The organism is Paenibacillus agaridevorans (assembly GCF_018604145.1).
Classification (GTDB): Bacteria; Bacillota; Bacilli; order Paenibacillales; family Paenibacillaceae; genus Pristimantibacillus; species Pristimantibacillus agaridevorans.
Window position 1 is genome coordinate 3,769,712 of record NZ_CP075889.1, and the last position, 12,773, is coordinate 3,782,484.

Sequence of the window (12,773 nt, forward strand, 5' to 3'; positions counted from 1 at the left end):
GGCAGTTCCGCCATCCTCTGTATACCTATCTGCCATTCTATTTGGAACCCGGTTGTTATCTGAGAAGCTTGACCGCTACCCTCGACAAGTCGACGATGTCGATCTGTCCGTCGTTGTTCAGATCGGCGATCTTGATCGCGGCCCAGTTGGCATCAGAGGACGTCTTGCCATAGTATCTGGCTACGATCGCCAAGTCGCCTATGGCAATCGTGCCGTCTCCGTTCAGGTCTTCCGCCGCGTGCACAATATCCCCCGCGATGATGCTGATGTTGAACGACACGTCTTGCAGCTGGATATCCGCATTTTCGCCATCGCCAACCGTTGCGTTCGTCATCGCAATGTTCGTGGCCGCGGCGGCCTCCAGCGACTTGGCTTGCCAAGCCAGCGTCACCAGATCGCGATCCGCCGCGATGCCGTTCTCATCGCCCAAGCTGGCGATAATCAGTTGGACTTCGCCTGCTTCGTCATCTTCCGCCTGCAGGATGGTAATCTGGTCTGTCAGCGCTGTCGCAGACACAAATTCCACCTTCGCCGGATCGTACTGGATCGTCAAACCCTGAGCGTAAACCGCGTCGGTCACATGCTGCAATCCGTATGCCATCGTAAAGGAGGCGCCGGCATTGACTGTGTCATCACCCGACAATACCGCAGACAACGATGTTGCGGCTGCATCCACGGTGACGCTGATGGTTGTCGTCAATGCGATCCCGTTCGGATTGGCAACCCCATCCGGCAAGGTAACGGTTCCATCTACGGTGAAGGTCTGCGCGGCCGTCAATGCCGGATCATAGCTTGCAGCTTGTACATCCCAGGCAACATCGGCATTTACGCTGCCGGCATCAGTTGCCAGCTCGACAGTGGAAGGCAGCCCAAGCGCTTCCGCCGTCTTGGCCGTTCCATGATCTACGCCTGCAATGGCAGACGGCGCTTGAATGGATACTAACGCTGCCTGAGGCTCCTCATTGTCGTCCGGGTCTCCATACGGATTCAAGTTCAATACGGCTGAACCAGTGGAAATAATGCCAAAGTATCCCTCATCCGTGATATAGCCATTCGTATCCAGATAATCAAAGATGGTAGTTCCATCAATTTTGACAATCAGCCGAACGCCATCGTTCACATCCAGCGCTCCGAACTGGACGGAATGCTCTGTACCGGATGTCACCAAAGTGTTGGGCACGGTGAGGGTCCCTTCCGGAAACGCTCCGGTTGGTCCGAAACGCTGCAATTCAAACGCGTTGTTCTTTGCAATGAACAAATAGCTGGTCGTGGTCCAGGGAGCTGCCGAAATACTTTGCGACCGAAGAGTGAAACCTTGCCAATTGTTGTCTGTAAAATCGAATCCCGCCTTGAATCCCCAGATCGCATAATTGGGAACCTTCAAATTATAGCCCGCAAAACCATTGCCTGACGGAGAGAACGTCAATCCGCCTTCGGGCGTAGTGGAGAAATAGTTCGGATTGTCGGCTGCCCAGTTGGATCTGTTCGTCAATAATTGTTCCAGATCGACTACGCCTTGAACCTGCTTTCTCTTAAATGCCGTTACACTTTGCACAAGCGCTGCCAGGGCAGAATCGATATCGTCCTGCGTAGCGTTAGCATCATTGATTACTGCGTTGGCACTGGCAATCGCCAGTTGAAACTCCGTCAATGCTTCTTCCGGGAACTGACCGGGCTCGGAGCCTTCAACCGAAGCCGCATGCAGACTTGCCGCTTCTGCAGCTTTGTTCATAAGCTCGTAGTTGTCGGTCACTTCGTTCATGGCAGTCGTAAACTGAGCTGAGCCCAAATCATTAACCTTGCTATCCGGATATAACGCCGAGTCGCTGATCGCCTGAACCTGCCAATAATAGTCCTTGGCGCCGTATTCCAGATTGTCAAGCTTCAGGTAATTTTCTGGCGCTTCCCCCTCATAGATAACGTCGATGAGCGAGCTGTCTGTGGCTACCGTGACCAGATAACGGTTTGCGCCGATTGCGGGCTCCCACATGAGCGTGATTCCGTGAGCCGGAATCTCAATGTCATTGTTCTGCGGATAGATAAGCTTGAAATCCGCAATTTCCGGGAAAGACGTTCGATATGCGTTCAACTTGAGCCCGATATCGCTGTACACAGGCGCCGTAAATCCGCCAATGCCGAAATTGCCCAACGGGTTGAAATTGTTATTTTCCGCATCTTCGAACAAGCTTGCATCGGTCACCATCACATTGTCCGTGAATGTCCCGGTTGGCAGCGCCGAATCCGGCACGGAAATGCCGTTCGTCTGAAACAGGACATTGCGGGTAAACGTATTGTATTTCGGTTTATAAGGCTCGTCGGCTAACAGGTTGGCCAGTGTCGGGAACCGCGATGTCCAGAGCTCGCTAGTTGCCGGCATGGCGATATACCTCGTATACAACGTGCCGTTAGGCGGTTGAACTAGCGGGCTTGCCGCTCCCCCGCTCAAGTTGAGCAGCTTGATCGATGAAGAAGTGGCTCTAACCGATTTGGCTACGATATTGCTGTCAACAACGTTATCCCTTCCGCCATGGATGAATACTGCCGAACTCGTGTTATAGAATATATTGCTCGTTATGCGGAAGCCGCTCAGCTGGTCATCCAGATAAATGGAATATCCGCCTGCGCCCTGCAAACCGGAAATATCATGCAGCAGGTTGTTCCGAATGAAATTGCCCTGGTGCGTATAGTCGCGTCCTCCGTAAATTGCGCCGGCGTCGGAGGATTGCTTGACAACCGAATAGATTTCATTGTTTTCAATGACATTATCGTTGCCGCTAATCCCAATGGCTTCATGAGGAGCCTCGTTCATTACGTTGTTCTGAACGGTAATGCCCACCCCGCTAATGGAAACTGCCGGAGAATAGGTTTTGTTCACCGTACTGAATCGTGTGAATACATTATTGCGAATTTGAATATTGGCGGGAGCCAACGTTGGCCGATATCCAACATTCGTCGTATATACGCCCCCCTTGCCGATATTGCTGAAATCAGAGTCGGCTACTTCTACTTTGAGGGAGCTTTCGATCACAATGGCAGTTGCGCCGATATTATGGAACCTGCTGGCCGCGATTAAGATCGAATCGCTTCCTGTCATTTCGATAGCCCGATGGTTTGTCTCCTCGAAATCAAGGCCGATCAATTGGAGATGGCTGGCATTCGTCATCTTTACTAGCGCCGTATTCAGGCTCGACAACTGGATATCGCTCTGCGAAATGTCATGAGGCGCGTACAAATACAGGATGCCGTTCGTTCTGTCAAGAAACCATTCTCCGGGCATATCGATTTCTTCGAGCAGGTTGAACACATAATACCTTTTGCCTTCCGCAACCCCGTACGGCGTTGTTTGCTCGACGGCTATCGTCTTTGCGGCGGTGTCCACATCGGTAACCCGCATCGAATCGATGTACCAGTCCCAGAACCAATAGCCCTCCACCCACAACTGATCCGCTTGTCCCCATGAGTTCGGCTGCTGCTCATTGTATTGCCACACCGCTCCGGAACCGCTCACTCCGGGAGCAGAGATAGAACCGGTCGTGACGAATCCCTGGTTCGGCCATCGGGCAATCGTCTGCTTCGTACCGTCAATATAAAGCGCCGCGCTGTCCGGAAGCGACTGGGTATTGGAATTTGTCCGTTGGATCGAACCGAGCTCGTTAGTGGTGAATCCTAATGCATTCAAGTCCGCCTGGATGACCTTGCCTGCATATCCGTCTTTCAATCTGCTTATGATGGCTTGATCCGTAACCGCGGAGAAGGCGCTGGAAGGAATCGTCTTCGCTCCCGACAGCTTGGCGCTCTGCCCCGGGTAGGATCTGTACGTGATTGGCGCCTTGGCCCTTCCCGAATCGGAGACATCGAGCGTAAACGTGTTGCTGCGGGAGTATTGTCCGCCCATGAGGTATACGGTGATGCCGCCTACCGGAATCCCCGTGGAGCCCTTCCGCTGCCTGACAACATCTCTTGCTTTTTCAAGCGTTAGGAAAGGCGCGTGATACGTTCCGTTATTCGTATCGCTTCCTTGCGGGGATACGTATACGCCGAAGGTCTGTTCAATGCCGGTCAGAAGGCTCTCATCGCCGGCCGTGAACAGATTCGCGTCATCGCTGACGGCATACAGCGTGCCATTGTTCCATACATATAAGTTTTTCTCGGCGGCTACCGCCTGTATGGAAACATAATCGCGTCCCTGGATCGTCTCGGCCGACGCGGATGTTGCGCCAAGCTTTGCCGCCACAAAGTCTTTCGGAAGCAGCACGTCGCCGTTCTGCACGACCGGCAGGACCGTATCGTCGTCATTCAGCTTCGTTCTGGTTCCGTCCACATAGACATCGGATGAATACAGGGACAGAAGTATGCCTTGAGGCAATCGGGTCTGCAGATCAGGCAGATGATCGACTTTGCTTTGCGCATTTTGCGTAAAAATCTGCTGGAGACGGGCAGCTGTCGTCGCATTGTATTCCTCGATGACAAGATCATCCAACACCATTTTCCCAGCGACATTAAAAGCAATGCCTTGCACCGAGTCTACCGGATTGGCAAGGCTCTGATTCATCATGACGACATTGTTGCCGTCATCGTCTCCGATATAAATATCTTGTGTGTCGGATACCGTATCGATGACCAGGCCGACCTCGTAATCGCGTCCGGCTTGCAATTCGGCAACGATCGTTGCGGTACTGTCGCTGATCGTCTCCAGCTCGCCGGAGCCGGTCAATCTGAGTGCAGGAACGATGTTCCCGGAGCCACTTGAATCGATAATACCGGGGAACCATTCGCTTGCTCCCGAAATTTCATTGATATGCAGCTTATATGTGATAATCACTTTGGTGGCGGAATATGGAGCGGCAAGCGTCTTCCTGACATAAAAATCGCTTGAACCGCCGTTCGCCGATTCCATGTACAGCTTCTGATCGTGTACTTCCGCTTTATAACCTGCCCCCATTCCGCTTGCGTTCGTCGCCCAGCCTTCGGCATCAGCCGGCACTTTCCACCCATTTGTATAAACAAAATGCTCCTCAAGCCGATTCAAATCCAGCTTGGGTACCGTAAACGTCCAGTCGGACAACCCGCCGCCCAAAATGCCGCCTCCCAGGTCCAAGCCCGTGCTGTCAGATACTTTCATGCCGCCGACGGCAAGCGTCAACGATGTAACTGCATTATTGTTAGGGAGGTTGTAAAACCCGGCTACGCCAACCCCTACCTTTCCGCTGGAAAACTCAGCATCGTTTGCTGACAGGATAAGGGTATCGTTGGCCAATACTTGAATGGCGCCGGACATCACTGTAATTTTGTAGCGAGTTGTTGTATCCAGGGCATGTTTCAAAGCGGTTACGGTGTTGTCTCCAAGCTTCATGGCAACGCCATTTCTCTTCTTGTATAAACCGATTGCGCCAGTAGCGCCATGAACGGAGATGTAATAATGATTGTTGGCGTTCTGATAACCAAAATAGATCTCGTGATGTGCCCAATTCGGAAAGACTGGATTCGTAGCAGGCTTCACATCCATCTCCAACACCATGTCCGCTAACGAAAAGTTTGCGGGAGCTATTCCCATCGTGTTGGTAGTACCGTGCGTCTTCAGCATCAACCAATCGACATTGCTTACATCCGTCGTTTTATACCACGTGCTGCTATTTGCCGCATGGGCGGTATTTGCGAACGGAAATAAAATGGCCGGGCATATCAAAGTCAGGACCAGCAAGAATACAATGACTCTTCGTTTCACTGTTCATTCGCCTCCTTTATAATAGAAGCTCTGTCCAACTGCCGCCGGACGTCCTGCACGGGAAACCCGATGAATCCAATGGCATCGCGACGATGGAGTGGGCATCCGTTCTAACCATGATCCTTCTCTCATTTCCCTTTTCACGTATCCTCATATTGACCTCTGTCGGAAATGACACTTTCGCTTTTCCTGTCAGGATACGATAAGGGGAACAAACCTCCTTGAGCATTTGCGTGTTCTCCTCGAATGTAAAGCCCGGCCGCCTGGTCATATAAATTTTGTGCAGGCCGTCTTTGCCTTTTTGCAATTTGTCGAACGGCAAATGCCGGTTGCTCTGCCCGTCTTGCGCTACAATGATATATTTTCCTTTATGCGGCTGCTTGTCATATTCCTCGGGGTATTGGGATAAATCCCCTCTTATGCTCAAATAATATCCGTTTTCGTCTTCCCCTGTCCCAACTAGCGTCTGGCTTGTCCAACCATTCAGCTCCATCTTCAAACCAGCAACGGAAAAACCGACTCCCGAATAAAAATCAACTTCCGTTTCTTTATCCGCTTCAGCAATCGTTTTTTCTTTGATGATCAGAAAGGAGCCATCCATGGATATTGGACCTGATACAAGGGGGCCGCTTGTTTCGCTTTTACGATAAAGAACCTGGATGACCGTATCTTCCGTCCGGATGCGCACACCTTCGCCGTCTATTCCCGCGATGCCGTCCATTCTTTCGCAGCTCTGTACGAACGTTTCATTCTGAAACGGCTCCCACAATGCAACGAATGTGCTGTCCAATTCGCTGCCGTCTCTACGAACAATGACCTTGGGCATCACATTCTGGTTCCAGTTGAGTGTCGCCTCCTGAAGGTTGGCCAGCTCCCGATGATATCGGTGTCTTGGCGCTTCGCACAGCATAACTTCCCCACCGGCTGGTGCGAGCCAATGCAGTCGAAGGCCCGGCTTAGGCTCTGCCGACGCCGCTCTGGCTCCTGCTCCAGGGAAGAGTTCGCCGTGCGGGAATGCCGGGGTCATCGTAATTTGCCAAGGCGTGTCATCCCTATACACGCTTACATTGCTGAAGGCGCCGTAGTAATGACTTCTTCCGCCAGGCTCGTCCCGCGGCAGCAAGCCTTCCCAATTGAAATCTTCGCCAGAAAGCGCGCCTGCCTCCGGGTTTAACGAAATGCCGTTATCATCAAGGTTATCCAGGTACCGGTCCGGTTGTAATGTCATTTCTGCTGTCTGCGAATAATCGGCGCAGCCATTGGCCATCCATTCATGACGATTCCCGCCGGACACCTCGAACAGGTCCAGGAAAACGCTCCGCCCCTTCGCAATCGGAATACCGATCACGGCACGCCGATACTTGCGAGCTTCAGGATACGCAATATGAGGCGCTTCCGCCTGCATGACCATCGTGCGACCGTCAGGGGAATGCCAATGGAGGAGGTTTCCGCCTTCAGAGCTGAAGGCCTGATTGTTGCCATCGACAACAACCAGATTATGCGCAGCTGCCGTATAGATGTATCCGCCGAGATGGGAATATCCGATATCCGACACCAATTCATCTCCGTGTGCCCACAAGGTGAAATTCAGCATATCCTCATGTGAATGATTCCAGTGTCCGGAATAATGCAGATGCCCTTCGGCACAATCCGTGCCTTCTCCCGACCCTATAATCGCATGTCCAAAATCAGGCAGAAGGAACGGTTCAGAGATGTTGCGGCGATTCAGATCTTTGTCAGGAATCTCATTCGAAATCCGCACTTGATGATATTGGCTGTACTGACTTTCGGCCCACGTATCGTGTATGGTCATTACGGAGCCGTCCGGATAAAACATTCTTTGCTTGCACAAATACATGATGTGTTTGTAGCCAGGCAAAACGTGCTCGGGGTCGAAATATTCAATATGGCTATCATCTAGTTGGGACGTATAGCCGAGAGGATCTGAATAACCCCGGATATGACGAAGCGCTTCATCAATATCCCCGGCGACATCGTGCAAATACGAGACGCTCTCCGGGAACATGCCGTCTGCCATAAACAAATAGCCGAAAGCGGCTTTGGCCTTCCCAATAACATAGTGAATAATTTCCGGACAGCCGATGGAGAGGGCCGCCATAACAAGTCCGTTCAGCTGCAGTCCGATTGTGTTATGGAAGTATCGCCAAATGTCGGTTCGGTAGTAAGCGTCAAACCTTAATGACATACGAACAATGTGCAGAATCCCGTCGATGACGTCTTCCCTGGCCTGAGGGAAACCCAGCTCGGAAACCTGCTTCCAGATGATCGGGCTTTTTAGTGGTTCAAATATCGCAAGCATTTTCTTCAAATGCGCTCCCGTTGCCGGAGTTTGCCAGAAGTGAGTATCGGCAATCCACGCAAACCATCTTTCATATTCATCCGGATCGAAAAAAGCTAGAATATAATGATAATTCCAGTCCGGCTTGCCAAAGATCGGCCAATGAGGGACGCTTCTCGCCAGCTTCAGCAGAATGACCGCCGCTCTAATTCCGGCTTCCATATCGCCTGTTGTATGATAGTATTCGGCGAGAATCCGCGCCGCTTCCTGGAAGCACTCCATTCGGGTGCTGACCATAAACCGATCCAGATATATTTTCTCGAATTGAGGATCGTAATATCTCTTTAAATCGTCGTCATCCGGTCCCGGATAGCTGGGAACAAAGGTGAATATTTCCTCGAGCGTTTTGTTCCACGGCCGTTTGTGATAAGGATATATCCATTTCTCCCCTGACGGTCCAATGACCTCGTCATACCCCGAAACCGGGAATTCTTCTTCATAGCGGACAGGCTCTCCGGTTGTTCGATCGATCAAGATGTCAGGCTTCCGGGGATCCCATCCATAATGCTCGGCATACTTCCCTAACCCTCTCCGGTCCGGAACCAGTTCATAAATGCTGCAAGGCGACAGCTCCAGATAAGGCAAAATATGAGACGGCAATTCTCGCCGCTCGGACTTGAGCTCGCCAACCTCGCGCTCATATTCCGTATGCGCTTTCAGATTGTTGATCCATTGCGGATAAGGCGCCCCTTGCACGACAGGATGATCCGGAAATCCGCCTCTTTGTGTCCGGATATTGCGAATCGCTACTTCTCCGGTCCCGAATAGCTTCAGCACGTATTCGAGTCTGATCATGTTTGCCTTCACGAATGCTTCCAGATACATCGTTTGCCAGCTGTCATTGACCCTCACTCTGGATGTATTCTGGTCATATAACATGTCATATTGCCTGTTTCTGACCTTAACGGTTTGATAAGGATTGGCATCTTCCTTGTAAGCCCGGAAACATTCCGGATGAACCACGATGCCGGGAGTCCCCCTAATCTCAAAGCTGATTCCTAATACATCCTCATTCCACCTCTCCAGTTCAAACGCCGGCAACATCCATTCCGCTTCATTCTCGATCGTCAATCCCAAGACATTAGTTGTCATCCCGTATAAACCACCTATAGGAAATAGTAAATTTCGTAATGTTGGGAGCGCATGACCAGCAACCTGCACCCCCAACGTTCTTCCAGACAATCAGAATGTGTCGGTTCCTTCAGTCTGTTCTTTTTATTCCTTTGTTTTACGCCATTCGTCTACCTGTCTCTGCGCTTCAGCAATAACCTTCTCTTCACCGGCAGCCTTGCGCTTCTCCTTCATGTCTGCGATTGTTTTATCGATATCGGCCATACCGCTGTACAGAACAGGTTTAAATTCGGTGAAAATCGCGTTCAACTGGGCGATTTCGTTCTCCACGCTTTGACGGTCAAAGCTAAAGCCGATTGTCGGATCAACAAGCGCGGTGTCATTCTGCGTCTTTGTTAGCTCCCATACATCATCCGGTTGTCCGGGAATCACGTAGCTGTTGAATTCATTGCCGAACAGCCAACCCGGCAGGGAATAACCGCCTGCGATAGGCTCGATGCGATTGTCGGACACCTTCGTGTAATCCTGACCTTCAATTCCGAATTTGAGCAGATTGAACAGCTCTTTATCCGTATTGACCAGGTTGATCAGCATCATGGCGCGGTCCGGGTTTTTGGAGGTAACGCTGATGGCGTTCATTGTCGTCTGGCCCGCTGTTTTCGGGAGGACCGCGGGTCCGGTTGCTTGTACGACAAAATCGAAGCCCATGGCTAACTTCAGTTCGGCATCCAGTCCAGGTTTAATCGAGGTATACCTGGAGAAAATTTTGCCTGCTTTGATGACTGACGTCTCATCCTTCATAGTAGCTACGTCTTGCGGAAAATAACCTTTCTGATACCAGTCGCGCATAATAGCAAAATTATCCGTTAAGGTGTAAGGCGCGTAATAGACCTGCCAGGTGTTCGGGTTAATCCTTAAGCCTTGCACGCCATCTACTGATGGAGCGAAGGTCAAGTAGGCTTCCGGAAGTCCTTCGCGCAAGGGGGAAACAGTCGGTTCGCCGGTTTTGATCGTTTGGAAGGCAGCCGTCCAATCATGAAGCGATTTGAAGCCGGTCGGATCAATCTGATATTTGTCCAAGAGATCCTTCTTGTACCAAACCCCGGGCGCGGTAGCCATGATCTGATTGTTCGGCACGCCATAAATTTTCCCGTTTACTTTGACCCCATCCCATATTTCCTGCCGCATGCTGTTTTTCAAGTCGGGGTATTGGGTGAGCAGATCGTCCAATGGGATATATGCTCCTTTGGATACATTATCCGAGTACGGATTCGCCCAGCTCGAAGTGAAGGCGATATCGTATTCTTCTCCCGAAGACATGACAAGCTGCATTTTGTTGACATAATCGCCCGGGTTAATAAATTTGAAGTCGACCGTAGCGTTAATCTTGTTTTGAATCATCTCGTTTGCTTTCTCGATAACCGTTGCCGCATTGCTAGGCTCCGCATTCCGAATGAACCATACCAGCTTTACCGGATCCAGCTCCTCGACCGCCTCCGAACCCGTCGGCTCCGGAGTCGCGCTGCCCGGACTGCCGGAATTGGCGGGATTGCCGCTTGAAGTGGCAGCCCCCTCATTGCTTGAGCAGGCTGCAAGAGCCACACTAAACATCAGCAATACAGTCAGTAATACGGTTCTTGAACGTTTCCATTTTTTCATTTTTGACACCCTCTCCAAGATGAATATAATCTATCTTAAAAATCGGTAATCCGACTTTTAATTCAGCCCTGGAAGCTAACCTTTAACCGATCCCACGGTTAACCCTTTGGCAAAATATTTTTGAAAGAAAGGAAAAACAAACAACATCGGCCCAATCGCGAGGATACACATGGCCATTCTTGCACTTTCCGACGGAAGGACTGCCAATTGCCCGGAATCGACTTGCACACCCTGCTGCAAATTTTTGAGAATTTCCTGAATGTTGTTCATCATGATCTGCAGCAAATACTGCAGCGGGTACATCTGTTGCTTGTCGATGAACAACAAGGCATGAAACCAGGAATTCCAGTAAGCAAGGAGCTGCAGCAGTCCTACGGTCGCCAATACCGGTGTTGACAGCGGGATAATAATCCTCGTATAAATACGCCATTCGCCTGCTCCGTCAATCGTGGCAGATTCGACAAGCGAACCCGGAAGTTGTTGAAAAAAAGTACGCATCAGGAAGATGTACCAGACGCTGCCGAGAAGCGGGATAATAAGGGCTGCATACGTGTTCTGCAATTGCAGATATTTCGTCATCAACATGTAATAGGGAACAAGCCCGCCGCTGAATAACATGGTGAAGAACAAATAAAAGGTAATGATTCTACGGTACTTGAAGTCCGATCGGGATAACGCATAAGCGCACATGGAAATCATCAATACGGAAAGCAGCGTGCCGACAGCCGACATGAAGATCGTAACCTTGTATGCGTCCAGAATCGTCTTCGGGCTTTTCAGAATGTACCGGTAGGCTTGCAGATCCCAATTTTCCGGAATGAGTCGATATCCAAAATTGGCGACATCCATTTCATTGGACAGCGAGATCGAAACAATCGACCACAGCGGTACGATAAACAAAATCGACATGGCGATAAAGATGATGTGCAATACGATCTTGGACAAGCTGAGCCTGGAGACGAGCGCCATCATGTTCTCCACCTCTCTTTCTATTAAAATAAGGAACGATCCGAATCTATTTTCCTTACGACCGCATTGGCGGTTACGATGAGTATAAATCCCAATACGGATTTGGTCAGATCTGCCGAGCTGGACATGCCGATATTGCCGAGATGCATTAAGGCCCTGAATACGTAAGTATCGATTACGTCCGTCGTAGCATATATGGTTGGCGAATCCATAGGCACTTGATAGAACAAACCAAAGTCCGCCGAGAAAATATGTCCAATAGCCAGAATAACCAGGAGCGTCATTAATGGATAGAGAAACGGCAATGATATTTTCGTAATAATTTTCCATTTGCTCGCGCCGTCGATCTTGGCGGCCTCGTAATACGTAGGGTCAACGCTTAGCAAAGCAGCATAGTACATAATGGCATTCATTCCGATGACCTTCCACAGATTAGCAATAGGAAAAATGTAAATCCAGGCCGACGCTTTATTGTACCAATCTACCGCTTCGAAGCCGAAGCCAGTCAGCCAGTCGTTCAATATTCCCGATCTCGGATTAAGAAAAGCGTAAACCATATACGCCACAACAACCCAGGATAAGAAATGCGGGAAAAACATAATGGACTGGTACATTTTCAACCATTTTTTGCTTGTCAATTCATACAGCATTAATGCGACGGTCACCGACACCACCACCGTACTGACAATGAACACCGCATTATATCCCAGTGTGTTGCGAACGATTCGGATGAGGTCCGGCGAAGTAAACAGGAATTTAAAATTACTGAACCCCACCCACTCGCTTCCCAATATGCCTTTATCGAACTGATAGCGCTTGAAAGCAACAATCGCACCGAACATTGGCGTGTAGCTGAATATAAACGCGTAAATCACCATTGGAAGCGTCAGTGCCAGCAGAAATCTGTTTTTTCGCAAATCTCTCAAAAACTGTCTTGTGTGTTTAATCGCTCTCTCATCTCCTGTCTAATTGATGGATGGTTGTGCTCGT

At 50.3% G+C, this 12,773-nt stretch carries 5 protein-coding genes; all 5 read right to left on the reverse strand.

The window, feature by feature from the left end:
• Positions 1-55: 55 nt before the first annotated feature.
• On the reverse strand, positions 56-5,725 hold the full coding sequence (locus KJW29_RS15965; RefSeq protein ID WP_214630531.1) for a cohesin domain-containing protein: 5,670 nt from the start codon (positions 5,723-5,725) through the stop codon (positions 56-58).
• 16 nt (positions 5,726-5,741) lie between these two features.
• The gene (locus KJW29_RS15970; RefSeq protein WP_214630532.1) at positions 5,742-9,176 is read right to left on the reverse strand and encodes a heparinase II/III domain-containing protein; all 3,435 of its coding nucleotides are present in this window, start codon (positions 9,174-9,176) and stop codon (positions 5,742-5,744) included.
• A gap of 123 nt (positions 9,177-9,299) precedes the next feature.
• The gene (locus tag KJW29_RS15975; RefSeq protein WP_214630533.1) at positions 9,300-10,814 is read right to left on the reverse strand and encodes an ABC transporter substrate-binding protein; all 1,515 of its coding nucleotides are present in this window, start codon (positions 10,812-10,814) and stop codon (positions 9,300-9,302) included.
• A gap of 75 nt (positions 10,815-10,889) precedes the next feature.
• Positions 10,890-11,786, reverse strand: coding sequence for a carbohydrate ABC transporter permease (locus KJW29_RS15980; RefSeq protein ID WP_246608737.1), 897 nt, complete (start codon positions 11,784-11,786; stop codon positions 10,890-10,892).
• Positions 11,787-11,806: 20 nt separating this feature from the next.
• Complete coding sequence (locus KJW29_RS15985) at positions 11,807-12,700, reverse strand: ABC transporter permease (RefSeq protein ID WP_246608738.1); 894 nt, start codon at positions 12,698-12,700, stop codon at positions 11,807-11,809.
• Positions 12,701-12,773: the final 73 nt, after the last annotated feature.